Source organism: Saccharopolyspora sp. NPDC000995 (genome assembly GCF_053599315.1).
In genome coordinates this window covers 21,417-47,944 of sequence record NZ_JBSFLZ010000024.1, presented here as the reverse complement: position 1 = coordinate 47,944, position 26,528 = coordinate 21,417, and the positions used below count along the sequence as shown (strand labels likewise).

29 protein-coding genes, 1 tRNA gene and 2 pseudogenes are annotated in these 26,528 nt (G+C 67.8%); 23 read left to right on the top strand and 9 right to left on the bottom strand.

Translation table 11 applies throughout. The annotated features are described in order from the left end of the window. Positions 1-23 precede the first annotated feature (23 nt). The 9 genes from ACWDKQ_RS11390 (at position 24) to ACWDKQ_RS11350 (ending at position 6,910) form a co-directional block, all read left to right on the top strand. Complete coding sequence (locus tag ACWDKQ_RS11390) at positions 24-461, top strand: fluoride efflux transporter FluC (RefSeq protein ID WP_450138647.1); 438 nt, start codon at positions 24-26, stop codon at positions 459-461. Next, on the top strand, positions 461-802 hold the full coding sequence (locus tag ACWDKQ_RS11385) for a DUF190 domain-containing protein (protein ID WP_450138646.1): 342 nt from the start codon (positions 461-463) through the stop codon (positions 800-802). The genes ACWDKQ_RS11390 and ACWDKQ_RS11385 overlap by 1 nt, the downstream gene beginning before the upstream one ends. After that, on the top strand, positions 799-1,173 hold the full coding sequence (gene crcB, locus ACWDKQ_RS11380) for a fluoride efflux transporter CrcB (RefSeq protein WP_450138645.1): 375 nt from the start codon (positions 799-801) through the stop codon (positions 1,171-1,173). Before ACWDKQ_RS11385 ends, crcB begins: the two co-directional genes overlap by 4 nt. Before the next feature lie 69 nt (positions 1,174-1,242). Further along, on the top strand, positions 1,243-1,581 hold the full coding sequence (locus ACWDKQ_RS11375; RefSeq protein WP_450138644.1) for a cupin domain-containing protein: 339 nt from the start codon (positions 1,243-1,245) through the stop codon (positions 1,579-1,581). Between the two features lie 6 nt (positions 1,582-1,587). Further along, on the top strand, positions 1,588-2,943 hold the full coding sequence (locus tag ACWDKQ_RS11370; protein ID WP_450138643.1) for a rhodanese-like domain-containing protein: 1,356 nt from the start codon (positions 1,588-1,590) through the stop codon (positions 2,941-2,943). 56 nt (positions 2,944-2,999) lie between these two features. After that, positions 3,000-3,629, top strand: a complete 630-nt coding sequence (locus ACWDKQ_RS11365; RefSeq protein ID WP_450138642.1) for a LysE family translocator — start codon at positions 3,000-3,002, stop codon at positions 3,627-3,629. Between the two features lie 50 nt (positions 3,630-3,679). Beyond that, the gene (locus ACWDKQ_RS11360; protein ID WP_450138641.1) at positions 3,680-3,859 is read left to right on the top strand and encodes a hypothetical protein; all 180 of its coding nucleotides are present in this window, start codon (positions 3,680-3,682) and stop codon (positions 3,857-3,859) included. Positions 3,860-3,875: 16 nt separating this feature from the next. After that, on the top strand, positions 3,876-4,538 hold the full coding sequence (locus ACWDKQ_RS11355; RefSeq protein WP_450138640.1) for a hypothetical protein: 663 nt from the start codon (positions 3,876-3,878) through the stop codon (positions 4,536-4,538). 71 nt (positions 4,539-4,609) lie between these two features. After that, on the top strand, positions 4,610-6,910 hold the full coding sequence (locus tag ACWDKQ_RS11350; RefSeq protein ID WP_450138639.1) for a LuxR C-terminal-related transcriptional regulator: 2,301 nt from the start codon (positions 4,610-4,612) through the stop codon (positions 6,908-6,910). 275 nt (positions 6,911-7,185) lie between these two features. Here the strand turns inward: ACWDKQ_RS11350 and ACWDKQ_RS11345 are convergent, their stop codons facing one another. Further along, positions 7,186-7,593 carry a hypothetical protein gene (locus tag ACWDKQ_RS11345; protein WP_450138638.1) on the bottom strand — a complete coding sequence of 136 codons (408 nt, stop codon included), beginning with the start codon at positions 7,591-7,593 and terminating at the stop codon, positions 7,186-7,188. Between the two features lie 587 nt (positions 7,594-8,180). On the opposite strand from ACWDKQ_RS11345, the gene ACWDKQ_RS11340 reads away from it, so the two are divergent. Beyond that, positions 8,181-9,986, top strand: coding sequence for a HEAT repeat domain-containing protein (locus tag ACWDKQ_RS11340; RefSeq protein ID WP_450138637.1), 1,806 nt, complete (start codon positions 8,181-8,183; stop codon positions 9,984-9,986). Positions 9,987-10,351: 365 nt separating this feature from the next. Further along, positions 10,352-11,575, top strand: coding sequence for an MFS transporter (locus ACWDKQ_RS11335; RefSeq protein WP_450138636.1), 1,224 nt, complete (start codon positions 10,352-10,354; stop codon positions 11,573-11,575). A gap of 197 nt (positions 11,576-11,772) precedes the next feature. On the opposite strand, the gene ACWDKQ_RS11330 is transcribed toward ACWDKQ_RS11335, so the two are convergent. Further along, complete coding sequence (locus ACWDKQ_RS11330; RefSeq protein ID WP_450138635.1) at positions 11,773-12,426, bottom strand: class I SAM-dependent DNA methyltransferase; 654 nt, start codon at positions 12,424-12,426, stop codon at positions 11,773-11,775. Between the two features lie 209 nt (positions 12,427-12,635). Between ACWDKQ_RS11330 and ACWDKQ_RS11325 the strand changes: the two genes are divergently transcribed. The 3 genes and pseudogenes from ACWDKQ_RS11325 to ACWDKQ_RS11315 all read left to right on the top strand — a co-directional run. Further along, positions 12,636-13,565 carry an LCP family protein gene (locus ACWDKQ_RS11325; RefSeq protein ID WP_450138634.1) on the top strand — a complete coding sequence of 310 codons (930 nt, stop codon included), beginning with the start codon at positions 12,636-12,638 and terminating at the stop codon, positions 13,563-13,565. A 16-nt stretch (positions 13,566-13,581) separates the two neighbouring features. Then, complete coding sequence (locus ACWDKQ_RS11320) at positions 13,582-13,902, top strand: mycothiol transferase (protein ID WP_450138633.1); 321 nt, start codon at positions 13,582-13,584, stop codon at positions 13,900-13,902. Between the two features lie 493 nt (positions 13,903-14,395). Continuing rightward, a pseudogene (locus ACWDKQ_RS11315) lies at positions 14,396-14,698 on the top strand (helix-turn-helix domain-containing protein); the annotation flags it as partial. A 249-nt stretch (positions 14,699-14,947) separates the two neighbouring features. On the opposite strand, the gene ACWDKQ_RS11310 reads toward ACWDKQ_RS11315, so the two are convergent. Beyond that, positions 14,948-15,328, bottom strand: coding sequence for a hypothetical protein (locus ACWDKQ_RS11310; RefSeq protein ID WP_450138632.1), 381 nt, complete (start codon positions 15,326-15,328; stop codon positions 14,948-14,950). A gap of 732 nt (positions 15,329-16,060) precedes the next feature. Here ACWDKQ_RS11310 and ACWDKQ_RS11305 point away from each other — a divergent pair. Continuing rightward, positions 16,061-16,399 (top strand): tRNA-binding protein, encoded by a 339-nt coding sequence (locus ACWDKQ_RS11305; protein ID WP_450138631.1) that lies wholly within the window; start codon positions 16,061-16,063, stop codon positions 16,397-16,399. A 267-nt stretch (positions 16,400-16,666) separates the two neighbouring features. Continuing rightward, complete coding sequence (locus ACWDKQ_RS11300) at positions 16,667-17,071, top strand: SSI family serine proteinase inhibitor (RefSeq protein WP_450138630.1); 405 nt, start codon at positions 16,667-16,669, stop codon at positions 17,069-17,071. Between the two features lie 555 nt (positions 17,072-17,626). Here ACWDKQ_RS11300 and ACWDKQ_RS11295 read toward each other — a convergent pair. Continuing rightward, positions 17,627-17,812: an NUDIX hydrolase gene (locus ACWDKQ_RS11295; protein WP_450138663.1), complete on the bottom strand. Its 186-nt coding sequence runs from the start codon at positions 17,810-17,812 to the stop codon at positions 17,627-17,629. A gap of 82 nt (positions 17,813-17,894) precedes the next feature. After that, positions 17,895-18,110, bottom strand: a pseudogene (locus ACWDKQ_RS11290) (NUDIX domain-containing protein); the annotation flags it as partial. A gap of 8 nt (positions 18,111-18,118) precedes the next feature. On the opposite strand from ACWDKQ_RS11290, the gene ACWDKQ_RS11285 reads away from it, so the two are divergent. Next, the gene (locus ACWDKQ_RS11285) at positions 18,119-18,322 is read left to right on the top strand and encodes a hypothetical protein (RefSeq protein ID WP_450138629.1); all 204 of its coding nucleotides are present in this window, start codon (positions 18,119-18,121) and stop codon (positions 18,320-18,322) included. 61 nt (positions 18,323-18,383) lie between these two features. On the opposite strand, the gene ACWDKQ_RS11280 is transcribed toward ACWDKQ_RS11285, so the two are convergent. Beyond that, positions 18,384-18,457, bottom strand: a tRNA-Gly gene (locus tag ACWDKQ_RS11280). An 86-nt stretch (positions 18,458-18,543) separates the two neighbouring features. On the opposite strand from ACWDKQ_RS11280, the gene dcd reads away from it, so the two are divergent. Then, positions 18,544-19,125, top strand: coding sequence for a dCTP deaminase (dcd, locus tag ACWDKQ_RS11275; protein WP_093263946.1), 582 nt, complete (start codon positions 18,544-18,546; stop codon positions 19,123-19,125). Here the strand turns inward: dcd and ACWDKQ_RS11270 are convergent. Both ACWDKQ_RS11270 and ACWDKQ_RS11265 read right to left on the bottom strand, forming a co-directional pair. After that, complete coding sequence (locus tag ACWDKQ_RS11270) at positions 19,094-19,354, bottom strand: isochorismatase family protein (RefSeq protein WP_450138628.1); 261 nt, start codon at positions 19,352-19,354, stop codon at positions 19,094-19,096. The genes dcd and ACWDKQ_RS11270 overlap by 32 nt on opposite strands. Further along, on the bottom strand, positions 19,327-19,815 hold the full coding sequence (locus ACWDKQ_RS11265) for an isochorismatase family protein (protein WP_450138627.1): 489 nt from the start codon (positions 19,813-19,815) through the stop codon (positions 19,327-19,329). The genes ACWDKQ_RS11270 and ACWDKQ_RS11265 overlap by 28 nt, the downstream gene beginning before the upstream one ends. A gap of 159 nt (positions 19,816-19,974) precedes the next feature. On the opposite strand from ACWDKQ_RS11265, the gene ACWDKQ_RS11260 reads away from it, so the two are divergent. Beyond that, positions 19,975-21,123, top strand: a complete 1,149-nt coding sequence (locus ACWDKQ_RS11260; RefSeq protein WP_450138626.1) for an epoxide hydrolase family protein — start codon at positions 19,975-19,977, stop codon at positions 21,121-21,123. Between the two features lie 210 nt (positions 21,124-21,333). On the opposite strand, the gene ACWDKQ_RS11255 is transcribed toward ACWDKQ_RS11260, so the two are convergent. Further along, entirely contained in the window at positions 21,334-23,556 is a 2,223-nt protein-coding gene (locus tag ACWDKQ_RS11255; RefSeq protein ID WP_450138625.1) for a heterodisulfide reductase-related iron-sulfur binding cluster, read from the bottom strand. A gap of 397 nt (positions 23,557-23,953) precedes the next feature. On the opposite strand from ACWDKQ_RS11255, the gene ACWDKQ_RS11250 reads away from it, so the two are divergent. The 4 genes from ACWDKQ_RS11250 to ACWDKQ_RS11235 all read left to right on the top strand — a co-directional run bounded on the left by ACWDKQ_RS11250 (position 23,954) and on the right by ACWDKQ_RS11235 (position 26,016). Beyond that, a complete protein-coding gene (locus tag ACWDKQ_RS11250) occupies positions 23,954-24,397 on the top strand; it encodes a DUF1707 SHOCT-like domain-containing protein (protein ID WP_450138624.1) in 444 nt (147 codons plus the stop codon). 77 nt (positions 24,398-24,474) lie between these two features. Then, entirely contained in the window at positions 24,475-24,798 is a 324-nt protein-coding gene (locus ACWDKQ_RS11245; protein ID WP_450138623.1) for a DMT family transporter, read from the top strand. Further along, positions 24,798-25,409, top strand: a complete 612-nt coding sequence (locus tag ACWDKQ_RS11240; RefSeq protein ID WP_450138622.1) for a TetR/AcrR family transcriptional regulator — start codon at positions 24,798-24,800, stop codon at positions 25,407-25,409. The genes ACWDKQ_RS11245 and ACWDKQ_RS11240 overlap by 1 nt, the downstream gene beginning before the upstream one ends. An 85-nt stretch (positions 25,410-25,494) precedes the next feature. Further along, complete coding sequence (locus ACWDKQ_RS11235) at positions 25,495-26,016, top strand: O-acetyl-ADP-ribose deacetylase (protein ID WP_450138621.1); 522 nt, start codon at positions 25,495-25,497, stop codon at positions 26,014-26,016. Positions 26,017-26,528 lie beyond the last annotated feature (512 nt).

The window sequence follows — 26,528 nt, the reverse complement described above, 5'->3', positions numbered from 1 at the left end:
GCTTCACCGAGATGGGAGGGTTCATGGCATTCCCGGTGGAGCTGCAACCGCGGCCCAAGCCCCGGGTCGGCGCCGCGTGGGACGTTCTCGCGGTGGTCGCCGTAGGTGGCACGCTGGGGTCGCTGCTGCGCTACGGCGCATCTCTGGCGTGGCCGGGACCGTGGTCGACGCTGCTGGTCAACGTGGTCGGTTGCGTGGCCATCGGGGTGCTGATGCACGTGATCACCGAGTTCGTCGTCGCGCACCGGCTGGTCCGGCCGTTCCTCGGCGTCGGTGTCCTGGGCGGGTTCACCACCTTCTCCACCTACGTCGCCGACGCGGTGCACCTGGTGTTCGACCGCCAGCCCGCGCTCGCCCTCACCTACCTGGTCGGCACCGTGCTGTGCTGCTTGCTCGCGGTGCTCGTCGGCGTTCTCGCGGCACGCTCGGCGGCGCGCCTGGTCTGGCGAGGTGATCGGTGATGCGGCTGAAGGGGCAGGCGTACCGGCTCACCGCGATCGTCGGCGAGACCGCCACCTACCAGCACAAACCGCTGTACCACGAGATCGTGCTGCGGGCCCGGCGCGCCGGTTTGGCGGGCGCTTCGGTGTTCCACGGCGTCGAGGGTTTCGGCGCGTCCTCCGCGATCCACACCGCTCGGCTGCTGTCGCTGAGCGAGGACCTACCGGTGGCGGTGGTGATCGTCGACGACGAGCAGCGGCTGCGGGACTTCCTACCGGAGCTCGACGAACTCGTCACCAAGGGCTTGGTGCTGCTCGACGAGGTCGAAGTGATCCGCTACGTCGGGCAGGAGCAGCGGTGACGATCGTCTTGGTCGCGCTCGGCGGGGCGCTGGGTGCGTGCATGCGGTTCCTCACCGACCGCTGGGTGCAGGCGCGGCACGACACCGGGTTCCCGTGGGGCACGGTGGCGGTCAACTCGATCGGCTCGTTGATTCTCGGGTTCATCACCGGTGCGGCGCTTTTCGGCGTGCCCATGCCGATGATCCAGTCGCTGGTCGGCGTCGGGTTCTGCGGCGCGCTCACCACTTTCAGCACGTTCAGCTACGAAACCGTCCGCCTGCTGCTCGACGGCGCACGGCTGTTCGCGGTGCTCAACGTCGTCGGCACGGTGCTCGCCGGGATCGGTTCGGGCGTGGTCGGCGTGGTGCTGGCCGCCTCGATCTGGGCTTGAGAAGTCGCGCTGCCCGACCGCCCGGGCGGCGGGAGAATCGAGGTGAAACGGGCACGAGGAGGGGATCCGATGAGTGACACCACGATCATCAAAGTGAACGGCGCGCACTCGCCGCGCGGTTCCCTCGGGCAGTACTACCTCGCCGAAGGAGTCGGCCTGGCGATGCGGCTGTGGCGCGAGGAGCCGCCGGGAATCGACAAGCCGACGGCGGCTCGGGACTACGAGACCGCTGGATACGTGATCAGCGGCCGCGCGGAACTGCACAGCGAAGGCCAGACGGTGCTGCTCGAGCCGGGCGACTCGTGGGTGATCCCCAAGGGTGCTCAACACTGCTACAAGATCCTGGAGACCTTCACGGCTGTCGAGGCCACGCACCCGCCGGCCCAGGTCCACGGCCGCGACGAATGACCGGCCATGGTCGCGGTCGAAGTCGTTGAGACCTCGTCGCTCGGCGACCTCAGCTACCTGGTCACCGACGGCGCGGTGGCGACCGTCGTGGATCCGCAGCGCGACGTCGACCGGATGCTCGCGCTCGCTGGTTACCATGACGTCCGCATCACACACGTGCTGGAGACGCACATCCACAACGACTACATCTCCGGAGGCCTGGAGCTGTCCCGGCTGACCGGCGCGGAATACGGGGTGGCTGCGGCGGATGTGGTGTCGTTCGCGCGGCGCCCGCTGACCGAGGGCGATGTGGTGGCGGTGTCGCCGGGGCTTCGGTTGCGCGTGCTGGCGACGCCCGGCCACACCTTCCACCACCTGTCCTACGTGCTCGAAGATCCCGAGGGCGCGGTCGGCGTGTTCACCGGCGGGTCGCTGCTGTTCGGTTCGACCGGGCGCACCGACCTGCTCGGCCAGCAGCACAGCGAGGAGCTCGCCCGGCACCAGTACGCGTCGGTCCGCAAGCTCGCCGATGTGCTGCCGGACGGCGCGGAGATCTGGCCGACGCACGGCTTCGGCAGCCACTGCTCGACCGGTGGCGTGTACGGCAGCTCCGCGACCGTCGGCCAGCAGAAGAAGGTCAACGCCGCGTTCCGGCTCAGTGAGGACGAATTCGTCGAGCACACCCTCTTGGCGTTGGACGTGTTCCCGGCCTACTACGCGCAGATTGGTCCACGGAATTTGGCCGGGCCGGAGCCGGTCGACCTGCGGGAACCGGCCCGGGTCCGGCCGGCGGAGCTGGCCCGGCGGTTGCGCGGAGGGGACTGGGTGGTCGACCTTCGGGCCCGCCAGGCGTTCTCGCAGGCCCACTTGGCGGGCACGATCAGCCTCGGTCTGGACGGCCCGCTGGCCTCCTGGGTCGGCTGGCTGATCGAGTGGGACACCCCGCTTACGTTGATCGGCGAGGCACCGGAGCAGGTGGCGGCGGCGCAGCGCGAGCTGGCGCGCATCCGGGTCGACCGCCCGACGGCTGCGGTCGGTCGCCCGCAGGAACTCGCCATGGACGCGAACCTGGTGCGCCGCTTGCCGTCCGCGACGTTCGGCGACCTCGCCGAGGCGGGCCCGGCAACCGTCGTGCTGGACGTGCGGATGCGCAGCGAATGGCGGGCCTGCCACTTGAACAACGCCGTGCACATCCCGCTCTTCGAGCTGCGGTACCGGACCCACGAGCTGCCCGACGGGGTGGTGTGGGTGCACTGCAGCGCTGGGTACCGCGCAGCCGCGGCTGCCTCGCTGCTGGCGCGGGAGGGCCGCGAGGTCGTGTTCGTCGACGAGGAGTTCGCCGCCGCGCACCGGGCCGGGCTGCCGCTGGCTTCCGACCGTTGAGCCGGAATCGCGCCACCCTTTGAAAACGCCTTGTCCGGCGGAAGTATCGTCGAAGCATGTCGTTGACGCTGCTGGGTTTCCTGACCGTGTTGGTCATCACCTACGTCGTTCCCGGTCCGGATTTCGCGGTGGTGCTCCGAAATGCGACCCGCAGCGCGAAAGCCGGGTACCTGGCGTCTGCCGGGGTGTTGACCGGGGTGTGCGTGCACATCACCGCCGCGGCGCTCGGGTTGTCCGCGCTGCTGGCGCAGTCCGCGGTAGCGTTCACGGTGGTGAAGGTCGTCGGCGCGGGCTACCTGGTGTTCCTCGGTGTCCAGGCGCTTTGGGCGTCGCGGAAGAAGACCGTCGCCGAGGCCCCCGCCGAGCCCGCCCGGACGTCCCGGTTGGCGTTCGTGCAGGGCTTCCTGAGCAACGTCTCGAACCCGAAGGCCGTGCTGTTCTTCGTCAGCCTCATGCCGCAGTTCATCGACCGCACGGCCCCAGTGCTGCCGCAGACCCTGCTGCTCGGGCTGCTCACCCTCGGCTTCGGGGTGGTGTGGTGGCCGCTGCTGGTCAGCGTCGCCAACCGGATTCGCGGGGTCTTCGCGAGGCCACGCGTGCGGCGGGTCCTGGACCGCTTGACCGGTGTGGTCTTCATCGGCTTGGGCATCCGCCTAATCCGCACCCCCATCGCCGCGGCCACCTGACCGCTCGGGGCCGGCGGGAACCAGCGTCTCTCCGGGGGAGTCTGAGCTGCGTGGATTTCGACTTCGGCGTGCTTCCCGTGCTGGTGCCCGTGGTGCTCGGCGCGGTCTTCCTGGCGGGCGGCCTCCGGCAGATCCGGCGGGACCGGCAGTTCGTCCGCGACGGCGGCCGGGCGCGGGGGATCGTGGTCGGTCAGGACAGCAGATGGTCGTCGTCGACGGCGGCGGCGTAGCTACCACCACGCGCCGGTGATCGAGTTCGTCACCGAGGACGGCCGGACCTGCCGGGCGAAATCAGCGGTCTCGAAGACCCACACCTCGTTCATCCCCGGCAGGCGCGTCTTGGTGCACTACGACCGCGCCGGCCCGTCCAAGATTTTCATACCCGGCCACGACGGCGGCCCGGCGCGGGTCTTCGCGCTGATCGGCGCCGTCGTGCTGGGCGTCGGCCTGGCGGGGCTATGGGCCTTCCGGCGGGGCCTCACCGCCGAGGACCTGATGGGCAGCGGCGCCCCGTTCGGCGCGGCGTTCCAGTGCGTCGGCGGCACCGTGCTGGCGGTCGGCGTGGCTGGCATCCTCGCCGCGCTGCGCATCAAGACCGGCCCGCGCTCCCGTGGCGTCGTGATCGGTGAGACCACCAGCCGGGGCTCGCAGGGCATGACCCGGCACCACGCGGTGGTCCGCTGGACCGCGCCCACCGGCGAGGTGCTGGAGGCGCCCAGCGGCCAGGGCCGGCTGCTCCGCCGCATCCCGGTGGGCATCGAGATCACCGTGCGCCAACACCCCCACGCCCCGTACCGGATCCTGCTGACCGGCGACTGGCCGGAGATGGTCAACTTCGCCCTCCTGCTGTTCGGCGCTCTCTGCAGCACCGTCGGAGCGCTCGTGACCTGGGCCGTCCTGAGCAACTGATGCGACTGTCCGGGTGTATCCGGGCATACACTCGGGTGCAACGAGGCGTTCGGAGAGTGCGGGTGGTCGGAATGACAACCCGGCGGGTGGGCAAACTCCCCGATGACCTGACGAGCTTCGTTGGCCGTCGCGGAGCGATCACGCAGGTCAAACGGCTGCTGTCCGCCTCTCGACTGGTGACCCTGACCGGTGTGGCTGGGGTCGGCAAGTCGCGGCTGGCCATCCGCGTCGCGCGCGATCTCCGACGCGCCTTCCCGGACGGCGTCTGGCTGGTTGAGCTGGCCCGCGTCCCGCCCCACGACGACGTCGCCCGGGTCCTGCTGACCAACCTCGGGCTCAGCGACCGGGCGGCGCTGCCAACTGCGCAGCAGCTCGCCGAGCAGCTCGCCGAAAAGCGGATGCTGATCGTGCTCGACGGCTGCGAGCACCTGCTGGAGGAGTGCGGACCGCTGGTCGGCGACCTGCTCGCCACCGCCCCCGAGCTGCGCATCCTGGCCACCTCCCGCGCTCCGCTCGCGATCGCCGCCGAGCAGGTGTGGCCGGTGCCGCCGATGGTCATGCCCCGGCTGGACCGGCAGGGCCGCGTGGTGCAGAAGGCCATCGGTTACGAGGCGCTGGAACTGTTCGCCGACCGGGCCGCCGCGGTGCTGCCGGGATTCGCCATCGGAGCGGGCAACGAGGCGCTGGTGGTCCGGGTGTGCGAGCAGCTGGACGGTCTGCCGCTGGCGATCGAGCTGGCTGCGGTGTGGATGCGGTCGCTATCGGTGGAGGAGATCCTGGACCGGCTCGCCGACCGGTACCGGCTGCTGACCCTGGGCGATCGCAGCGGCCTGCCGCACCACCGCACGCTGCGGGCGGCGATCGAGTGGAGCTTCGACCTGTGCTCGCCGACCGAACAGGTGGTTTGGGCGCGGCTGTCGGTGTTCTCCGGCGGTTTCGAGCTGGACGCGGCGGAGGAGGTCTGCGTCGGCGACGGCGTGACCTTGGAAGACGTGTTCGTCGGGGTCGCGGGCCTGGTGGAGAAATCGGTGCTGTTCAGAGAAGATCAACAAGATGCCCGTACCCGCTACCGGCTGTTGAAGACGATCCAGGAGTTCGGCCGGGAGCGGCTCGGCGGGGGCGCGCGGGAGCTCGCGCTGCGGCGGCGGCACCGCGATCACTTCCTGCTGCTCGCCGAGCTCGTCGACGCGGAATGGCTCGGCCCGCAGCAGTTGGACTGGCTGACCCGGATCCGGCAGGACCGGGCGAACCTGCGCGCCGCGCTGGACTTCTGCCGCACCGAGCCCGGCGAGGGGCCCGAAGGACTGCAGATGGCGACTGCTCTGCGGTTCTACTGGGTGGCCGACGGCGAGCTGCAGGAGGGCCGGTACTGGCTGGAGGAAATGCTCCGCGTGGTGTCGGACACCGACGAGCAGCGGGCCCGGGCGCTGGCGGTGAACGGGCTGATCAACTGCTTGCAGGGGGACGTCGACGCCGCCCGGTCGCTGCTGGCCGAGGCGCGGGATGTGGCGCGGCGGATCGCCTCCGCCGCGGTGCTGGCGCTGACCGGGCACATCACCGGGACCGTGGACCTGCTGCGCAACGAGCACGAGACCGCGGCGGTCCGGTTCGCCGAAGCGTTGGAGTACAAGGAGATGCTGCGGCACGACGGGATCGCGCTGATGAGCCTGCCGAGCCTGGCGTTGCTGGCGACCTTCCGGGGGGACTTCGAGCGAGCCGTCGAGCTTTGCGAGCAGTGCCAGGAGATCTGCGAGGAGCACGGCGAGCTGTGGGACCGCTCGTGGTGCGAGCTGGCGCTCGGGCTGGTGCGCTGGCGGCAGGGTGACTACCCGGCTGCGCAGGAGCACCTGCACGAAGGTCTGCGGATCAAGCAGCTGTTCAACGACTTCACCGGGATCCTGCTGGCGGTCGAGATGCAGGCGTGGGTATCCGCGGCGCAGGGGCGCGTGGACCGGGCGGCCCGGCTGAGCTCGGCGGTGGTGCACCTGTGGCGACCGCTAGGCCGCTACCTGTTCGGCATCGACCGCTACCTCGGCTGGCACGCGGAGACCGATGCGCGGATCCGGAACGCCCTGCCGACATCGGAACTCCGCGCGGAGCGGCGCCGCGGCTTGGAGTACACAGTGGACGAACTGGTCCAGTTCACGCTCGGGGTGCGCCGCCCGGAGCCGTCGGCCGACGCGCCGGTGCGGTTGACGCCGCGGGAGCGCGAGGTGGCGAAGCTGGTCGCACAGGGCCTGTCGAACCGGCAGATCGCGGAGCAGCTGGTGATCTCGAAGCGGACCTCGGACAGCCACATCGAGCACATCCTCGCCAAGCTCGGAGCCACCTCGCGCGCACAAATAGCGGTCTGGGTGGCCGAGCAGCCTTGACGCCCGTTTCCAGTCCCACCGCCAGTGGCGGTGCGGGTAGCGGAACCTCAGACGCCGTCTGGACTCCGGGATCTCCGACTCTTGAATGCCAATTCACCACGCCGGGGACTGGCCTCGCCAAGAACCCCGATGGGTTGGCACAGCCGGAGAACCCGCGGCGGTGCTTGCTGCAAGTGGGAGCTGAGCGCTGGCGCCGCTTCAAAGGCAAGGACAAACCCGTGAGTACTTTTGGGAGTTGTAACGCCCAAAAGTACTCACGGACCCTGGGGAGCGGGTCAGGCGGTGACGAGCGGTGGTGCTTCGGCCCTGGCGCGGCGGGCGGCCGAGAAGATGACCTGGCGGGACGGCGCCGGGCGGTCCGTGCGTGGCGGGGTGATCCAGCCCGGGGCGTCCAGCGGCGGCAGGTTTATCCGGCTGCCGGTGGGCACGGCGGTGACCTCGTCGAGGTCTTCCGGGAGGTCCCTGCGGCCATCGGGCTGGGCGAAGAGCACCCAGTCGTCGCCGTCGACCAGAGCGGGTCCGGCTTGGAGGTGGATCGCGAGCACTTGGTGCACGCGGGCTGCGATCGGAGCTGGCATTCGCAGCACACTGATGCGGCCGCCGATGATGAGCGTGGTGTGGTCGGAGTTCGGGTCGTTCTCGACCCACCAACCGTAGGAGCGGTATTCGGACGTGTTGTTCATCTCGGGTATTCGCGAGCCTTCGCGGGGTCGGGAGCGTGGGTCGGCGAGGTGGGCGTGGCGGCTCCTTTGCCGCCTTGTCGGACGGGTGGCACCCACCTCGCCGAATGGGAGGGCCGAACAACAGGCAGCTGGGGAAAGTAGCTGCTGTCCGGTCACGCAGTACCTCCTCCCTGTTGGGGAACGCCGCTGACGGATCCGGGGGTCGACCCAAGACCGGAACGACCGGGTGGGCCGCGGTCACCCCGGCGGTTTTCGCCGTTCGGCCACCGGGTCCGCCAGGCGGTGCGCTGGTACGTCCAAACCAGGACGTGCCAAAAGCATGGGACCAAAGCCCCTGGCGGCGAAGCGGGACAAGTACCGAAGGCCATACCGAGATGTCCGCATTTCCGGGTTCGATCGCCTGTTTGAGGGATCACGACACGCGGGCCTTGATCGCCTCGCTGCCCGGAACTTCCCCACGTGCTACCTACGCTGATCCGCATACCTTAGCGAAAGACATCCCAGGAGCCATGAGTGCTCACCTGCCGGCCGGCTACCGCCAGGAGTTTGCCGGATGGCTCACTCCCAGAACTGATTAGGAGCACGTGATGCGAACTGCCTTCATCCACGGCGAGGTCGACCGGTTCGAAGCGGCGCGCGAAGAGTTGATCGATGCGTTCGCCCGCAGCCGCCCGGAGCTGGATGCCGGGTGGCTGGCGGGGTGCCTGCTGGACGACAAGTTCACCAGGGACGGCCTGCTGGCCTGCTGGACCGAAGAGGATCTGGTGCGGTTCCTGGTCGAAGTGGTGCCCCGCAAGCTGATCGTGGCGCGGTGGTCACTGGTGCCGGATTTCCTGCACCAGTGGCTCGGTTTCCTCTCCGAGGAGGGGCTGCTGACTTCGCCGAGCCCGCTCGACGAGCTGCACGAGGTGGTTGAGCGGGCCGTGCCGGACTACCTGGCGGCGATGGCCGAGCCGACCGAGTGGGGTGTGGAGAAGTTCTGGGGCACGACGATGCGCGAGCTCGGTGTGGACGCCGAAGACCCGCAGGCCGTGTCCGCGTTCTTCGACGAGGTGGACGCCGAGGAGATCGACTTCGACAGCGAGGAGTTCGAGGAGATCGAGCGTCGGGACGCGTTGGAGTCGCCATCCCAGCCCGCGCTCTGGTTGCCGCCGATCGATCTCGTCCACGTCGAGCCGCACCGGGCCATCGCGGCGGAATCGCCGATCATGCAGCGCATCCGCACGGTCCTGGAGTGGGTTGGCGACGGTCGGGATCCGTCCGATGTGGACGAACTCGTCGCGGCCCTTGCGGAACGTTGCGGCGATGACGCCGAGGACGCCGACCTGCTGCTGGAGTGGGCTGAGCGGGCGGGCCTGGTCCGGTCGGCCGGGGACCTACTGGTGCCGACCGCGATCGCGGAACCCCTGCTGGCGGAACCGGAACTGCTGTGGACCCGGCTCTGGCAGCGGTTCGTGCTCATCGACGACGTCTTCCACACAGAGCTCGACGGGCTTTCCGAGGGCGAGGACGCGCTGCTGGAGATCGTCCAGGCCGCGTTGAGCGTGCTGTATTCGCGGACTGAGGCGGTGCCGGTGGAACTGATCGTCGTGATGGCCTGCGACCTCCTAGCCGCGGATGAGCCGGAAGATCGCGAGGCGGTACGCGGCGTCGTCCGCCGGATGCTCGCCCAGTGGGAGGCGATGCAGGCGGTCCGCTGTCACGTGACCACCGCGCCGGAGGAGATCGAGGCGCTGGAGGAATTCGTGCCCGACGGCGTCGACGCCGATCACACCGTGGTCGAGCTGCTGCCACCTGGTCTCTGGGCCGCGCGGGAGTCGTTGCGCGCCTTCGGCTTCCAGGTGCCCGCTGTGGACGATCTGGTTGGGTGCCCGGCGGAGCTGCTGGCACTGGTGGTGGCAGACGCCTCGGCGGACGTTGCGCGGGTGTTGATCCCGCAGTGGATCGAGCGGCTCGGCGCGGCGCGGGCCAGCGCCGAGCTGGCGGCCTTGCTGCGGCGGGTCGACGACCCGACGATCCGGCTGGCGGCGCTGGGCCTGCTGGAGCACACCGGCGAAGACGGCGTGTCGGCAGTGCGCGAGCTGACCGAGGATGCGGTCGCCGGGCCGGCGGCGCGGATGTGGCTGCAGGCCCGGCCGACCAGCACCGAGAACACGGCCCGCCCCGGCGATGAGCTGCTGTTCTCGCTCGACGGCATGGCGGCGGCCCTGGACGAGGACGTCGATCTGTTCCTCGCGGAGTTCGCCCAGCAGCCGGAGCCGGAGCAGGTCGAGTTGGTCAAGGAGATCGCCGCGACCGCACACCGCAGCGCTGGCGAAATCCTCGCGGTTCTCGCCGAGCACCACGCGGAGGAGGTGGTCGCGGCAGCCGCCCAAGCCGCACTTAGCCGCTGAAACCTGTTTCCAGGCTAGTTCTGCGTGGCGGTGTCAGCAGCGGAGCTTCAGACGCCGCTTGACCTCGGGGATCCCCGACTGTGTATGGGGCCCACGCAGCATCGGGCTGTCCTCGCCAGACGACGTCTGATAACCCGCGGCGGTGCGAGGGTGGGCTAAGAGTGGCGCAGCTTGGAAACAAAACCCCGCCCTTGCACACCACGGCGCAACCCCTTCCGCACCAGCCTCAGGACGGCATTGATCGCCACCCTTTCCGCCGGTCGGAGCAATTCCTCGTGAGTTCCCTCATGTCCGTTTGGCCTGCTAACCAAAAGTTTGTTAGCCTTGCGAACGACTTGCTTCCATCGATGAGGGGGTGGCGACCGATGAGCGCCGGGCACGACGTTCGGTTCCTCGACGTTTTCAAGGGACAACCGAAGGCGGTGTGGATCACCGCGTTCGCGGCCGTGATCGCCTTCATGGGCATCGGCTTGGTCGACCCGATCCTGCTCTCCATCGCCGAGGCGCTTCGCGCCGGGCCCGAGCAGGTCACCCTGCTGTTCTCGTCCTACCTGGGCGTCCAGGTCGTGGCGATGCTCATCACCGGCGCGTTCAGCGCTCGATTCGGCGCGAAGCGGACCGTGGTCACCGGCCTGGTGCTGATCGTGGTGGCGACCCTGGCGTGCGCGACGGCCAGCTCGATCGGCCAGCTCGTCGCGCTGCGGGCGGTGTGGGGCCTCGGCAACGCCTTTTTCATCGCCACCGCGCTGTCGGTGATCGTCGGCGCCGCCAGCGGCGGCCAACAGGCCGCCATCCTGCTCTACGAGGCGGCGCTGGGCATCGGTCTGTCCACCGGCCCGCTGCTGGGTGCCCTGCTGGGCAACATCTCCTGGCGCGGACCTTTCGCCGGCACCGCGGTGTTGATGGCGATCGCGCTGATCCTCTCCGCTGGCTTCCTGCCCAAGGACGGCAACCGCGCCGACCGGCCAAAGGTCCGGCTGCTCGACCCGATCCGCGCGCTCGGCCACAGCGGCCTGCTGCGGACCGCGCTCGGCTCAGCCTTCTACACCGCCGCGTTCTTCATCGTGCTGGCCTGGTCGCCGTTCGTCCTGGAATTCGACGCGATCTCGGTCGGGCTGGTGTTCTTCGGCTGGGGCCTGTGCGTCGCCCTCTCCGGTGTGTTCCTGGCCCCGAAGCTCGCGGCCCGATTCGGCGAGGTCGGCGGCACCATCATCGCGGTGCTGTTCTTCGCGGTCCTGCTCGCCGTCATGGCGATCGGCTCCAAGCCCGTCGTGGTCGTCGCAGTGATCGTCAGCGGCGTCGCCTCCGGCCTGCTCAACACCCTGTTCACGGGTACCGCGATGAGCATCAGCGACGCGCCGCGCCCGGTCGCGAGCGCCGGTTACAACTTCTGCCGCTGGCTCGGCGGCGCGGTCGCGGCCACCCTGGTCGGGCACGTGGCCACCTGGTTCGGTTCGCAGCACGCCCCGTTCGCGATCGGTGCGGTGCTGTGCGTGATAGCGGCGGGCCTGCTGTCCCTGGAACTGCGCACGAAAGCCGACGCCCACCAGGTCCCCACCGAAGCCGCTCTGGTCGGCGAGGAGTTCTGAGCCCAGCAGCCCCCAACCGGACGAACCCCATCGAGCAAACGCTCTGCGGGTATTCACCGAATTTGCGCAGAGCGTTTGCCATTTCAACGCCAGCGCGTAGGCGCCCAACTGGTTGAGGGCACGCACGCCCAACAACACCTTCACCGGCCGGGGCAACGACCTGTGGCCACCCTTGCGACCATGCCACCTGCCGGGGCTCAGCTCCGTAACTGCTCGCCGAGGCGCATGAGGAGGTGGCCTCGGCGGTGTCGTTCGTTCTCGCGTGGTTGGCGTAGCATCCGGCCGGTTTCGGTGAATCCGGCTTCGCTTGCTAGTCCTGCCAGGTCGTCGATCGGCCACCGGTAGGCGGTCGTGACTTTGTGGTCGAACGCGGTGACCGGTCCGTCCTCTGCTTCGAAGAAAGCGAGCAAGAGGTGGCCGCCAGGTGCGAGTACTCGCTGGAACTCGGTGATGTAGGAGGGCAGGTCCTGCGGTGGGGCGTGGATGACGGAGTACCAGGACACGATCCCGTCCAGCTTGTCGTCGGGGAGGTCCAGGGCGTCCATGGAGCCGACGTCGAATCGCAGATCGGGGTATGTCTTGCGGGCGAGATCGATCATCACCGGTGACAGGTCGATACCGAAGACGTCCAGCCCTAGGTCGCGCAGGTGCGCGGTCACGCGCCCGGAACCGCACCCGAGCTCGGCGACGTGCCCGGCGCCGGTGTTGCGTGCGAGTTCGGCGAACGCGGCGAGCACGGCGCGATCCAGCGCAAGTCCGTCGAGCTCGTTGCGGACGTACTCGGTGTAGCGGACGGCGACGGCATCGTAGGCATCCGCTGTCGCACCGAGCTGCGAAGAAAAGTCAGTCACAAGCCGAGACGATAAAGTCCTCCCCCACCGCGCCTGCAATCGCCGTTGCAGGCAGGCCTTGGGTTTGTCCCGACGCCTTTTTCCTGGGGCGTGAGCAACTTTCGGGCCTGCGGGACGTCTTCGCGGCTATGAATACCTATCAGTTCCGGAACGACTGGAGTGCTCCCGCCGCCGAGCGCCCCCCGCATCGTCGTTCCCGCAGGGGTTTGGTGCTGGTGCTGCTCGCGTTGGTGCTGCTGCCGGTGGTGTTCGCCGGGTGGCTTTGGTTCCACGTCGATTCCTCGATCCGGCGGATCGACGCCTTCCCGGACTACCCGGGCAGACCGGCCGCAGGGTCGGGCACGAACTGGCTGATCGTGGGTTCGGACAGCCGGGAGGGACTGGACCCGGAGGTAGCGGCCGGGCTGCACGTCGGCGACGCGGCCGGCCGTCGCACGGACACGATCATGATCGCGCACCTGCCGGACAACTCGACCGCCCCGACGCTGCTCAGCATCCCCCGCGACTCGCGGGTGCGGATCCCGGGGCACGGCAAGACAATGATCAACGCGGCCTTCACAAGCGGCGGGCCGCAGCTGCTGGCGCAGACCGTGGAGCAGGAGACGGGGATGCGCATCGACCACTACACGGAGGTCGGCTTCGGCGGATTCGCGGCGATCGTTGACGCGGTCGGCGGCGTCGAGATCTGCCTCGACGAGGAGATGCACGACACCAAGACGGGCCAGACGCTCCAGGCGGGCTGCCAGCAGATGGACGGCTCGAACGCCCTGACCTTCGTCCGCATGCGCTACAGCGAGTCGACGCCGCGATCGGACCTGGATCGCGTCGCGAACCAGCGCAAGTTCATCGGGGCCCTCGCTTCGGAAGCGTCGAGCTTCACGACGCTGGTCAACCCGTTCACCGACTACGCCCTAGCGGACACCGGCGCGAACGCCCTGACGATGCTCGACGAGGACGGCACGGGCGAACTGTTCTCCCTGACCTGGGCGATGCGCGGGATCTCCTCGGGCGGCGTGGTGACGACAACGGTCCCGGTCACCGACGGCACGGCGCACAACTGGGACGAGAAGAAGGGCGCGGAACTGTTCGAGGCAATGAACACGGACACCCAGGTTCCCGAGGGCCTGATCACGGAGTGACGGGGATACGCGCCGGATGCTCCCGTTCCCGGAACCGACGGTGTCCGCCTCGTCGCGTGGCGAGGTGTTCCTCGGCTACCTCGACTTCTTCCGCGCCACCTCGATCGAGAAGGTCGAGGCCCTGCCGGAGGCGGACCTGCGCCGCAACCGCCTGCCGTCCGGGTGGACGCCGCTGGAACTGCTCAAGCACTTGGCCCACGTCGAACTGCGCTGCATCGAATGGGGTTTCGAAGGTCGGCAGGTCGAAAACCCATGGGGCGACTGGAAGAACGATCGCTGGGAAGTCGCCCGGGGAAACCCGGGAGTCCCTGACGACGTGTCTTCGGACCCAGGGTGAACACACCAGCGAGGTCGTGCGGACCACGGACCTGGAGGCGGTGGGCCAGCCGGACCCCCTCTGGAGAGGAGCGAAACCGGCAACCCTGGAGAGGTTCCTGTTCCACCTGCTGCAGGAATACGCCCGCCGCCGGGAAACAGCCATTCCGAGTCAATGTTCGGCCCGGAGGCAGCGGCGCGATCGGCGAGCAACTCGTGGAGTAGGCCGGCCAGCGGGCTGGGTGCGGGTGTGGGTGGGTCGCCGACGCGGAGAAGAACCTCGTTGTCGCTGGTGGTCACGTCATGGATGGTCATCTGGACGACGCGGCTGAGGGGCTGGGCGTAGAGGAGCACGAGCAGTCCGGCGATGCGTTCCCGCAGCGGGATCGTCTGGTCTGCGACGAGGCGGCGGATAAGCGCGAGTCGCTGGTGCTGGGCTATCGGTGTGGGGTTGGTCGTGGGCTTCCATGTCCAGGTCAGCTTGGGCATATGCCCGGACCGCATGGCCCAGCGCAGGAACGCTTGCGCAGGTCGCCTGGTGCCTGTCCGTTGACATGCCCGCCAAGGAGTTCGGCCGAGTCCACCATCTGCCTGCCGCGCAGCTGACCGCGGTCATCGACGGCATGCGCGCCCGCGGTCTTGTCGGGACCGACGGCTGGCTAACCGCCGCCGGCCGGGCCACGAAGGAACGAGTCGAGGCGTTGACCGACCGGCTCGCGGAGGCGCCGTAAAACGCCCTGGGCCCCAGCGAGCTTGACCGCCTCGTCGCCGACCTCGAACCGATCTCAGCGGCCATCCGGACGGACTTCCCGTGGTAGCGGTTGACATCGTCGACAGGATGGGCGAACCCGTCACCTCGACGTCCCCGACGACGTCAGAATTGTCCGCTGCACCTCCAGATCGAACATCCTGCGCTTCGCTCCGGGCGCTCCACCTGGACTTAAGCCTTCGCTCCACCAGGGTGCGGCGACCCTCGGCGTCAGCATCATCTACTGGCGAGTTTCGGCTGGCCGAAAGATCGGTGACGCGGAGAATGCCGCATGGCCCCGGCCGCGTCGCGGTCGGGACTACTCGTTGAACCAGGAGGTGGCCTGGATGGTGCCGCTCTTGTTGCCGTTCCACCAATAGATCATCCGGTAGGTGTGCCAGTTGCCGATGTTGAAGCCCTGCTTGTCGCAGTCGTTGTCGCCACCGTCGTTGATGGTCATGACCGTCGAGATGCTGCCGTCGACCCCGGAACGGAGCTGGAGCTGCCCGGTGACGCCGTGGCCGTCGGCTTTGGTGTCGCAGATCTTGAAGACGTCACCGTCATCGATGAACGTGAACTGCCCGTGGGAGTCGACGAGGGTCTTGTTTTCAACCGCGGCGGCGGGGACCGCCGTCAGACCCACCAGGGCCAGCGCTGAGGCGCCAGCCACGATGAGGCGGGCGATCCAAGTCTTACGCATGGTTCTCCTCCTGCCTTTCAGATCATGATGACAGACGAACTCGATCAGATGCAGAGATTGACGAACTCCGCTGGCGCCAGGCCACGCTTCAGGCCCTCGACGACTGCTCCGAACAGGAGCGGCTGCATCGCCTGGAAGTACTCGTTCGACCGCGGCCCCGCTGAGCAGGGCTACTCCGGACGCATGGTGCCCGGGGTTCCCGCGTGATTCTTTCGTGTTCCCGAGCCAAGTCTTGTCGGCGTCGCCGGCCATGCCAGCTGGTTGTCAGCAACTCCTTGGCCGCCGCAACGGTGTTCCCGTCCACCCGCCGCGCACCGGAGGACGGCACCGCCCGCTCCGGGGAGTTCGACAAGGGCAGCCGACGGCGCCGGATGACCTACCGCACCGCCGAACGACACCTGCTACCGGAAGGCCGGTCTGGAGTACTTGGTTTTGTATGCGCTGGCGGAGGTCGGCTTCTTTGGTGATATCAGGGCCTGGTCGGGCTAATCGTCGGAGTGGGGGTCGTCTGCGGAGGGCGCCCACCGGCCCACCGGACCGACCCGAGCTCGGCGCGAACTTCCTTGTAATGCTCAGGGTCGATGCGCTCGCTGGGCAGCATGTACTGGTCGTGGGTGTCGAAGATGAGAAACCCGCCGGACGCTGGGGAGTGCGGAGTTGCGGAGTTGCCAACGCCTACGCGGGTACGCTGCTGAAGAAACCCACCGCAGCTAGCGGGATCTGGTCCAAACAGTGTCGGAAATCGAGTGGGCCGACTTCGAAAAAGTAGAGCTGCGCGTGGGGACGATCGTGCAGGCGGAGCCGAACGAGAAGGCGCGCAGGCCTGCTTACGTGCTGAAGGTCGGACCTGGGCGGAGACTCGGTACCAAGGCGTCGAGCGCGCAGATCACGGAGCACTACGAATCCGAGGGCCTGATCGGCCGTGAAGTTCTCTGCGTCTGCAACTTCGCCCCGAAGAGAATCGCGGGTGTGAAGTCCGAGGTCCTGGTGACCGGTGCCCACGAAGAGGGAAACAGCGTGGTCCTGGCGGGCTTCGACCACCCGATGCCCAACGGCGCCCGCCTCTTGTGACCGACTTCGGCAAAAGGATTCCGGCGTTACCCGTTTGGGCTAATGATCATCACGTCATGTAGTCCAGTACCGTTGCCCACGTTCGCTGCGGCGGACTTTCACCGGTAGGCGCGGAAAAACGCGGATTCTCCGGATTTCGCGGGCTCGCCGGTTGGGCCGAGTCAGCACGAGACACCGTTGGCGCGCATCGGGTGTCTTGTGCTGACGGTCCGCATCTCCAGAGACCAATGCTGCGCGTAGCTGCGCCCTTCGTTGGAATGAGGAATGGTGTTGGCGAAACCAATGCGTCGTGCCCTGCTCGCGTCGGCCCTGATCGCCGCAACGGTGATCGCCTCCGCATCGACGGTCGCGGCGGCCCCGGCCAACGGCCCCAGCGCGCTCCGGCTCTCGCTGGACACGAGCGCCGCTTTGGCGCGAAGCATCGCGGTCCTCGAATGCCATCCGGCCGGAGGCACGCACACGCACGCGGCGCAAGCGTGCACGGAACTCGAAGCGGTCCAAGCGGATTTCAGGCAGATGACGCCGGACCAGTCGAAGACCTGCACCTTCCAGTACCAACCGATCACGGCGAGGCTCGAAGGCAACTGGCACGGAAAGCCCGTGAGCTTCACGGAAACCTACCCGAACAGTTGTGTCCTGAAGTCCGAGACCGGAGTGGTCTTCGACCTCTGATCCGCGCCGACCCGGCGACCCGCTTCCAGTAGTACGGTCACGGCTGGTTGTGGCATGAACGTGCTGGCGGAATGTGCGGGGAGTTGGTGCGCAAGCTCTGCGTATCGCCGACGCTTACGCACCTGACGACGAGTTGCTGGTCTCTGTCCCTTGCCTACAACGACAACGGGTATGCGCCGGAGCTTGCGGTGACGGGGTTCCATCCGCTGGAGGGGGCCCGGTTCCTACGAGCGGCTGGTACAGATGAGCAGTTGTGCACGCTTGGGGCATCATTCGGGCGCTCGGGTTGAGGCGGCGATTCGTGGGCTGTCGGACGAGTTGGCGGAGTTCGCTGACGAGGCTGGGACCGTTGCGGGATGCGTTGTGGTACTGCGACATGACTACCGGGCCGGACGGGCAGCGGTTTGACGTTTGAGGAGCGGACCGCGGAGATCGAGCGGCGTTACGAGCCGGGGTCGGTGACGCGGTGGTTTCTGGCCGAGGCTATGACGAGTTGGAGGCCGCGGTGCAGCGGACGACTCGACGGCTTGTTGCTGCGGGCTTGGTCGCGGCTGATCAGCCGACGTAGGGCTTGGCGCGTTGCTGCAAGCCGTGTTCGATGCGGAGGCGGTTGGCGTGGCCGACGTTGCGCGAGGAGATGTCGGTGGGCGCTACCCAGTGGATCTCTTTGCTTTCGCTGTTGGTGCGGGGTGTGCCGCCGATGGGACGGGCGCGGAAGCAGAGGGAGAACTCCTGACGCACTTCGCCGTCGTCGTACGCGATGACGTGGCCAGGGTCGGGAGTAGACGCCGATTAGGCCGGTTATCTCGATGTCGATGCCGGTTTCTTCGGCAGTTTCGCGGATGGCTGCCTGGGCGACGGTTTCGCCGATGTCTTGTGCGCCTCCGGGGATGGAGTACTGGTCGTTGTCGGTTCGGCGGAGCGTGAAGAGGTCGAAACCGTCGCCGATCTCGGGGTGCCGGGTCTGCACTTTCACGGCCTGCGGCACACAAGGTAACCATTTCGCGGCACGGTCCGGAGCGTCCACAAAGGAACTCATGGCCGCGGATGGGTCATGACGACATGCGCGCCGCGCTGATCTACCAGCGGGTGACGAGTGATGCCGACCAGCAGATCGCGGACCGCGTGAGCGGACTGGTCACCGAGTACCGCGAGGGCCGGACAGGCGGACAGGATGAGGACGACGACGGCCCGGCCGGTCACCCATTCCGGTCGGCTAATGGCCCGTGTGTGGCCCGGCCGGACCACTGACGAGCAGAAAGGCCCCTCTCCAAGATCGGAAAGGGGCCTTTCTGACGTGCTAAAACTCTGTTGGAGCGGATGACGGGAATCGAACCCGCGTTCTCAGCTTGGGAAGCTGATGTTCTACCATTGAACTACATCCGCGTACCTCTTCAGCTTGCTTTGAGGCGTTATCAGCCTAACACGGTGGCGGGCGAAGATCGTAGCCGGGCTCCCGATACGCTTAGGGCGTGTTGCTGAGTGACCGAGACCTGCGCAAAGAGCTCGATGACGGTCGGCTCGAACTTGATCCGTTCGACGCCGCCATGATCCAGCCGTCGAGCATCGACGTCCGGCTGGATCGCTTCTTCCGGGTCTTCGACAACACCCGGTACACCCACATCGACCCGTCGAAGCAGCAGGACGAGCTGACGTCGTTGGTGGAGACGCCCGACGACGATCCGTTCGTGCTGCACCCGGGCGAGTTCGTGCTTGGGTCGACCTTCGAGTCGGTGCGGTTGCCGGACGACCTGGCCGGTCGGCTGGAGGGCAAGTCGTCGCTGGGGCGGCTGGGGTTGCTCACGCACTCCACCGCCGGATTCATCGACCCCGGGTTTACCGGTCACATCACCCTGGAACTTTCCAATGTGGCCAATCTGCCGATCACCTTGTGGCCGGGGATGAAGATCGGTCAGCTTTGCCTGTTCCGGTTGTCGAGCCCCGCGGACTTCCCGTACGGCTCGAAGGAGGCCGGGTCGCGCTACCAGGGGCAGCGCGGGCCGACTCCGTCGCGGGCCTACCTCAACTTCCGGCGCACCGACACCCGTCGCTGACTCCGGTTTCTTCGAGCATCGCCACCACCTCGGCCGTGGGGCAAACATCGCCGAATGATCGGTAGATGGTGTGCAGCGTGGCGTTGTGGTCCTCGTCGCGCCCGGCTGCGTTGCCGTCCGCGATCATGATCAGGCGGAAGCCCAGGGTGCTCGCGTCGCGGGCGGAGGATTCGAGGCCGACGTTCGTGACCGTTCCCGTGATCAGGACCGTGTCGATTCCGCGCCGCACCAGCAGTTCCGGTAGCGCGCACCGGCGGGGAAGAAAGCGCTGGGCGCGGACTTCTCGGCCAGCACGTCGCCGTGGATCGTGAACTCCCGCCACACGCGTTCCGCCAGCGGACCTGTGCCGCCCGCGGTGCGAAACGCCTCTGCCGCTTCCGGGCCGTAGAGTTCCTCTGCCAACGGCGTCCGGTCTGTGACCGCCGGAAGGGCCCAAGTCACTGTGCCGCCGGCCGCACGGAGGACCTGGGCCAGGCGGTCGATGTTGGGCACGATGCCGCGGCAGTAGGGGTTGCCGGTCACGAAGAACGGCACCATGTCGATGATCACCAGCGCGGTCCTGGCCGGGGCGAGGCTGGGGAACGCGAAGCGCCGGCCACGGCGCGCCTCGTGCCGGGCGTATTCGCGATCCTCGATCCGCCAGGCGTGCAGCTTCGCGGCCGAATCCTGCGGCGCTCCGATTTCCGGCATGATCGCCAGTCTCCCGCCTGGCCGATTGGGGCCGTTGACCTGGTCCGATGCACAAGGGTGTCCCCGCTTGAGGGTGCCCATCGAATTCTTTTCCCGCTTCGGGAACAACGCGGGCGCCTTGCGCGTATTACGTACCGTACAACGTACGAAGGAGTGTGCATGGCCTCTCGTGAGATCACCCCGTTCCGCCTCGACATCCCGCAGCACGACCTGGACGACCTCCGGGAACGGCTGGCCCGGGCCCGCTGGACCGATGAGGTGCCGGGGCTGGGCTGGAGCTACGGCCCGCCGCTGGGCTACCTGCGGGAGCTGGCGGAGTACTGGCGCAGCGGCTACGACTGGCGGGCGCAGGAGGCGTGGCTGAACGAATTCCCGCAGTACACCACCGAAATTGGCGGCGAGAACATCCACTTCCTGCACGTCCGCTCGCCCTGGCCGGACGCACTGCCGCTGATCCTCACGCACGGCTGGCCGAGTTCCATCACCGAATACCTGGACGTCGTCGGGCCGCTCAGCGAGTCGTTCCACCTGGTCATCCCGTCGCTGCCGGGCTACGGCCTGTCCGGGCCGACCCGCGCCACCGGTTGGGGCGCCAACCGGATCGCCCGGGCCTGGGCGGAACTGATGAACCGGCTCGGCTACGAACGCTATGGGGCGCAGGGCGGCGACTGGGGCACGTGGATCTCCCGCGAGCTCGCGATTCTCGCGCCGGACAACGTGATCGGCGTGCACACCAACGGGATGATCACCTTCCCGGGCGGCGACCCGGACGAGATGGCCGGGCTCAGCGACGCCGACCACGCTCGGATGGGCGCGTGGCAGCGCTACACCGACGAGCTGTACGGGTACAAGCTGATCCAGTCCACGAAGCCGCAGGCGTTGGCATATTCGCTGGCGGACTCACCGATCGGGCTGCTCGGCTGGATCGTCGGCGTGCTCAAGGAGTGGACCGACTGCGAGGACACGCCGGAAGACGCGATCGACCGCGACCGGATCCTGACCACGGTGATGCTGTACTGGCTCACCAACACGTCGGGCTCCGCCGCTCGGTCCTTTGTGGAGACTCCGGACAATTCCGCCAAGGCGGAGGAGGAAGGTGTCATCGCGGAGCTGCAGAACGGTATCGTCCCGCACGGTGTCGCGGTGTTCCCCAAGGATATCCTCGCGCCGGTCCGCCCGTTCGCGGAGCGCATCAACAACATCGTGCGCTGGACGGAGTACGACCGTGGCGGAACCTTCCCGGCGATGGAGGAACCCGACCTGTTCGCCAACGACGTCACGGCGTTCTTCGCGTCGTTGCGCGGGTGACAGGTTCGCCAGCTTGGGTGCGTGCTTGGTGGGGTGGAGCGAACGGCCTGCTGACTCCGTCTAGCGACGTGAACGGTCCGTTCGCTCCACCCCCGACCGGCGTCATGGCCAGATGAGGGTGAGGTCGAAGAGGGTGCCGAAGCGGGATTCGGCGCTGGCAAAGACGAGGGGCGCCTCCCGCGTGGGAGGCGCCCCTAGGTGTTTGCGGCGTCAGCTGCCCGCAGGTGCGGCTGTGTCCTCCGCGGACTTCTCGCCTCGCTTGACCGCCGACAGCAGCAGCTGGGCCACGTCGACGACCTCGACCGACTCCGAGGCGACCTTCTCGCTTTGGCGGGCCGTCAGGCCGTCGGAGAGCATGACCTTGCAGAACGGGCAACCGGTCGCGATCTTCGTTGGCGCCGTGCCCAGCGCCTCGTCGACGCGTTCGACGTTGATGCGCTTGCCGATTCGTTCTTCCATCCACATCCGCGCGCCACCCGCGCCACAGCACATCGAGCGGTCCGCGTGCCGCGGCATCTCCCGGAACGTCGCGCCCGAGGCCCCGACCAGGTCCCGCGGCGGGGTGTAGACCTTGTTGTGCCGACCCAGGTAGCAGGGGTCGTGGTAGGTCACGTCCTCCGCCACCGGGGCGACCGGGACCAGGCGCTTCTCCCGCACCAGCTTGTTCAGCAGCTGGGTGTGGTGCACCACCTCGAAGTCACCACCCAGCTGCGAGTACTCATTCGCCAGGCTGTTGAAGCAGTGCGCGCACGTCGCGACGATCTTGCGCTTGCCCGGTTCCCGGCCCTCGAAAACGCTGTTGAGGACCTCGACGTTGCGCTGGGCCAGCATCTGGAAGATGAACTCGTTGCCCGCGCGCCGCGCCGGGTCACCGGTGCAGGTCTCTTCCGGTCCCAGCACCGTGTACTTCACACCCGCCATGTGCAGCAGCTCCGCCACCGCGCGGGTCGTCTTCTTGGCCCGGTCCTCGAACGCGCCCGCACAACCGACCCAGAACAGGTACTCAACGTCGTCGGCGAGTTCGCCGTCGAAGACCGGTACTTCGAAGCCCAGGTCCTCGGTCCACGCCAGTCGGTCCTTGGCGTTCTGACCCCACGGGTTGCCCTTGTTCTCCAGGTTCTTGAACATCCCGCCCAGCTCGGTCGGGAAGTTCGACTCGATCATCACCTGGTACCGGCGCATGTCCACGATGTGGTCGACGTGCTCGATGTCAACCGGGCACTGCTCCACGCACGCACCGCACGACGTGCACGACCACAACACGTCCGGGTCGATGACACCCTCTTCCTCGGGTCCGCCGATCAGCGGCTTCTCCGCCTCCGCCAACGCCAGCACGTCGACCTTCGCCAACCGCGCTTCGGCGTCGTCACCGGTGATGCCGACCTCGTCACCGGTCATGTCCTTGCGGCCGCCCGCCAACAAGTACGGGGCCTTGGCGTAGGCGTGGTCGCGCAACGACGTGATCAGCAGCTTCGGTGACAACGGCTTGCCGGTGTTCCACGCCGGGCACTGCGACTGGCACCGACCGCACTCCGTGCACGTGGTGAAGTCCAGCCAGCCCTTCCACGAGAAGTCCTCGATCTTGCCCGCACCGAACACATCCGTGTCCGGATCCGCCTCCTCGAAGTCCAGCGGCTTGCCCGCCGACATCATCGGCTTCACCGCACCCAGCGCCACATCTCCATCAGCCTCGCGCTTGAAGTAGATGTTGAAGAACGCGCTGAACCGGTGCCACGCGATGCCCATCGTCATGGTCCTGGAGATCACGATCAGCCAGACCGTGGCGCTCATCAGCTTGACGAAGGCGAAGAACGACACCAGATTCGGGCTGGCCGGCAGCAGGGATCCGATGGGGCCGGAGGCGAACTCGGCCCACAGCGGCATCTCGTGGACGCCCAGCGCGGACTTCGCGGCGCGGACGCCGAGGATGCCCACGCCCTCGATGAGGACGACCGCCTCGATGAAGTAGGCCCAGGCGAAGTTGGACCCTTGGAAGCGCGAGACGCGGCCTGCGCGGCGCGGGTGGTTGCGCTGGCGGATCGCGATCAGGACCAGGATGCCGACGACCGTGCCGACGCCGAGAACCTCCATCAGGAGGTGGAAGATCGCCAGTTCGTCCAGGATCGGCCAACCCCAGGTCGGCGCGAAGACCTCGCCGTAGGCCTCGAACAGCGCCAGGGAGCCGATCAGGAAGCCCCACATGACCAGCCAGTGCCAGATTCCGACGCTGCGGAACTTGTTCATCCGCGTGTGCGCGGCGAATTCCTTGACCACGGTGGCCAGGCGGGCCAGGGCGGGGCCGTTGCGGGTACCGTCCGGCTGCCCGAGGCGGATGATGCGCACGAACTTGGCGATCGTCGCGGCGAACATGCCCCAAGCGACGATGCCGAGCACGACAGCGATCCCGCCGAGCGTGATCTGTACAGCGCCCATGGTTCGGGTGCCTTTCCTCCGGGTGCGGTGGTGCAAGCAGCGTACGCCGTGTTACTCGTCGGTAACCATGTGGGAGTCGCTGTTGCTGGGAACAGTCGGTGATTCTGCGAGACAGCTGGGCGAAAAACTAGTTGTGCAGTCGTACAAGTTTTTCCGTTATCCTGGCCTCCGCGGGCGGTTCGCTCACCGCCGGGGGACGTGGTGATGTTGCTGGGGTTTCGAGAGTTATTCCTGTTAAACGCGTGCGATGCGACGGCGGGTTTCTGCCGAGCGCCAAACGTTTCCGACGTCGATCACGGCAAAATCGGGATCGAGCGTGCGATTTTCGCCACGTATTCGTCGAGCGAACGGTCTGTTCAGTTATGTCATCAGGTGGGCGCGGATCAGGGGGTTTGGCATGGCCGAATCGGGCAGCGGATCGATGCGCGCGTCGGACGCGGACCGGGAGGCGATCGCGCAGCGGCTGCGCACGGCTCTGGACGAGGGCCGGCTCTCCATCGTCGAGTTCGACGAGCGCCTCCAGCGCGCTTACGCGTCGACGACGTTGGGCGAGCTGCAGCCATTGGTCGCCGATCTGCCGGAGCCGGTGCCCGCGAAGTCGTCCGAGGAGGTCGTCAAGCAGGATCGGCACACGAAGAAGATGGTCAAGGAGTGGCGGGACTGGGCGAGCGTCGCCTTCATCCTGGTCGCGATCTGGGCGGTGACCTCCGTCGCCTCCGGTGAACCGCACTTCTTCTGGCCGATGATCCCGATGGGCATCTGGGCGGCGATCAACGTGGCCTCGATGATCTCCGGCGGCAGCGGCGACAAGAAGGGCGAGAAGTCCCACTTCGACCACTAGGGACCCGCGTACCCGCGCCGTCTCATCCGTATCCTGAACAAGTAGGGCACTCGTTCAAGTTTCCGGGGGGAGGCAGTGTGGCCTACCTGCTGCTGGCGGTGGCGATCCTAAGCGAGGTACTCGGCACAGTGTCGCTGAAGCTGTCCGAAGGGTTCAGCAAGACCGTCCCGTCGATCCTGGTCTTGGTCGGATACGTGGTGGCCTTCAGCGCGCTCAGCGTCGTGCTCAAGCTCGGCCTGCCGGTCGGCGTCGCCTACGCGATCTGGGCCGGAGCCGGGGTCGCGCTGGTGGCGATCATCGGTGCGGTGTTGCTCGGAGAGGAGATCACCGCAGTGCAGATCGGCGGCATCGGGCTCATCATCGGCGGTGTCGTCGCGCTCGAACTGGGCGGCGCGCATTGATGGCGGCGCGACGAAACTCCGACGAGGCGGAAACCGACGGCCGCCGCGCCAAGGGCGAACGCCGCCGTCGCGCGATCATCGACGCGACGCTTCGGGTGGTCGCCCGCGACGGCGTGGGAGCGGTGAGCCACCGCAACATCGCCCGCGAGGCCGAGGTGCCGCCGGCGTCAATCGCCTACTACTTCGCGGGCATCGACGACCTGCTGGTGGCTACGCTGCTGGAGAGCTGCGAAACCCTGATCGTCGAGATCGACCGGCTGCGCGGGCAGGTCCGGGAGAAAACCGACTGGCCGCGGGTGATTGCCGAGGCGCTGGCGTCGATGGTGCGCGACCAGCGCGAACGCACCGTGGGCGAGTACGAGCTCTACCTGCTCGCCGCCCGCCGCCCGGCGCTGCGGCCGGCCGCCCGCCGCTGGATCGAGGTCGCCACCGGCTTCATCGACGACGGCGCGGCCGGGGACGAGCCGGTGATCCGGGCGCTGTTCGCCGCCATCGACGGGCTGCTCATTCAGGCGCTCATCGCCGACGAGCCGCCCAGCGCCGACGACCTCGAACCGACGCTGCGCTTGCTCATGCGACCCGTGGACTACCTGCGGGATTCGATCGGCTGATCAGCTGAAGGTCGCGGGTTTGCGCCGGACATTGTTATGCGGGTCGTATCGAGCGGGGCCGGGCGCGTGGGCGCACACTCCCCGCATGCGCGTCACGCTGGTCCAGGGCGACATCACCGAGCAGGAAGTCGACGCAGTCGTGAACGCGGCGAACTCCTCGCTGCTGGGTGGCGGTGGCGTGGACGGCGCTATCCACCGGCGCGGCGGGCCGACGATCCTCCAGGAATGCCGGCTGATCCGGTCCTGCGAGCTCCCGGAGGGGCTGCCGGCCGGGCGGGCGGTGGCGACCACCGCCGGCGAACTCCCGGCGCGCTGGGTGATCCACACCGTCGGCCCCACCTACGCCGCCTCCGAGGACCGGTCCGGGCTGCTGGCTTCCTGCTTCCGGGAGTCCCTGCGGATCGCCGACGAACTCGGCGCGAAAGTGGTCGCCTTCCCCGCCATCTCCACCGGCGTCTACCGGTATCCCCTCGACGAGGCGGCGCGGATCGCGATGCGCGTGGTGCGCGAGACCCCGGCCGATGTCGACGAGGTGCGCTTCGTCCTCTTCGACGCGAAGTCCCTGGCGGCGTTCGAAGCCGCCTACGACGACGTCTTCGGAGCGTGAAGCTCCCGGCTGCGGCGGGAAAACTCGACAGGTCCGAGGTGGATGGCTGTCCGCGCAGGTGAGTGCTCGTTAGTGCTTCGGGCTGCGGTAGAGGCGGTTTGGGAAGTGGCTGTCCGGGGTGGGGTCAACGACTGCCCGGTGAGCGTGGTGGCGGGGGTAGCGCAACCTCAGACGCCGCCCGGACTGCGGGTTCCCTGACTCGTGAATGCCAAATCACCACGACGACTCGATCCCCCGAGAATTCTTGAACTTTGGTGCAGCCCCTACCTCGCCTTCGCTGCGCCCGATCAAGAGACGCCCCGGCGAGAGCGGGGTTGGGTCGACTGGGGCACAAGCCGCGGCCTTCCCTCGGGCGCGGCGGAAATGCCGCCAGGTGGCTGAAGTCGAAGGCTGCGGGAACTACGCCGAAGGTCGGTTCCGGGGAAACTCCCGGGGTGTTTCGGGGGGTGTCCCTGAGGTGTGGGCCGGACGCGGTGCGTAACTTCGTCCGCGGGTGAAGTCGGCAAGCTTGG

Bases quoted from the DNA above. Each gene is read 5' to 3' on its own strand.
- ACWDKQ_RS11390 (WP_450138647.1), top strand. From the start codon at position 24: ATGGCATTCCCGGTGGAGCTGCAACCGCGGCCCAAGCCCCGGGTCGGC.
- ACWDKQ_RS11385 (WP_450138646.1), top strand. From the start codon at position 461: ATGCGGCTGAAGGGGCAGGCGTACCGGCTCACCGCGATCGTCGGCGAG.
- ACWDKQ_RS11375 (WP_450138644.1), top strand. From the start codon at position 1,243: ATGAGTGACACCACGATCATCAAAGTGAACGGCGCGCACTCGCCGCGC.
- ACWDKQ_RS11370 (WP_450138643.1), top strand. From the start codon at position 1,588: ATGGTCGCGGTCGAAGTCGTTGAGACCTCGTCGCTCGGCGACCTCAGC.
- ACWDKQ_RS11365 (WP_450138642.1), top strand. From the start codon at position 3,000: ATGTCGTTGACGCTGCTGGGTTTCCTGACCGTGTTGGTCATCACCTAC.
- ACWDKQ_RS11350 (WP_450138639.1), top strand. From the start codon at position 4,610: ATGACAACCCGGCGGGTGGGCAAACTCCCCGATGACCTGACGAGCTTC.
- ACWDKQ_RS11345 (WP_450138638.1), bottom strand. From the start codon at position 7,593: ATGAACAACACGTCCGAATACCGCTCCTACGGTTGGTGGGTCGAGAAC.
- ACWDKQ_RS11340 (WP_450138637.1), top strand. From the start codon at position 8,181: ATGCGAACTGCCTTCATCCACGGCGAGGTCGACCGGTTCGAAGCGGCG.
- ACWDKQ_RS11335 (WP_450138636.1), top strand. From the start codon at position 10,352: ATGAGCGCCGGGCACGACGTTCGGTTCCTCGACGTTTTCAAGGGACAA.
- ACWDKQ_RS11320 (WP_450138633.1), top strand. From the start codon at position 13,582: ATGCTCCCGTTCCCGGAACCGACGGTGTCCGCCTCGTCGCGTGGCGAG.
- ACWDKQ_RS11310 (WP_450138632.1), bottom strand. From the start codon at position 15,328: ATGCGTAAGACTTGGATCGCCCGCCTCATCGTGGCTGGCGCCTCAGCG.
- ACWDKQ_RS11285 (WP_450138629.1), top strand. From the start codon at position 18,119: ATGGGTCATGACGACATGCGCGCCGCGCTGATCTACCAGCGGGTGACG.
- ACWDKQ_RS11265 (WP_450138627.1), bottom strand. From the start codon at position 19,815: ATGCCGGAAATCGGAGCGCCGCAGGATTCGGCCGCGAAGCTGCACGCC.
- ACWDKQ_RS11260 (WP_450138626.1), top strand. From the start codon at position 19,975: ATGGCCTCTCGTGAGATCACCCCGTTCCGCCTCGACATCCCGCAGCAC.
- ACWDKQ_RS11255 (WP_450138625.1), bottom strand. From the start codon at position 23,556: ATGGGCGCTGTACAGATCACGCTCGGCGGGATCGCTGTCGTGCTCGGC.
- ACWDKQ_RS11250 (WP_450138624.1), top strand. From the start codon at position 23,954: ATGGCCGAATCGGGCAGCGGATCGATGCGCGCGTCGGACGCGGACCGG.
- ACWDKQ_RS11240 (WP_450138622.1), top strand. From the start codon at position 24,798: ATGGCGGCGCGACGAAACTCCGACGAGGCGGAAACCGACGGCCGCCGC.
- ACWDKQ_RS11235 (WP_450138621.1), top strand. From the start codon at position 25,495: ATGCGCGTCACGCTGGTCCAGGGCGACATCACCGAGCAGGAAGTCGAC.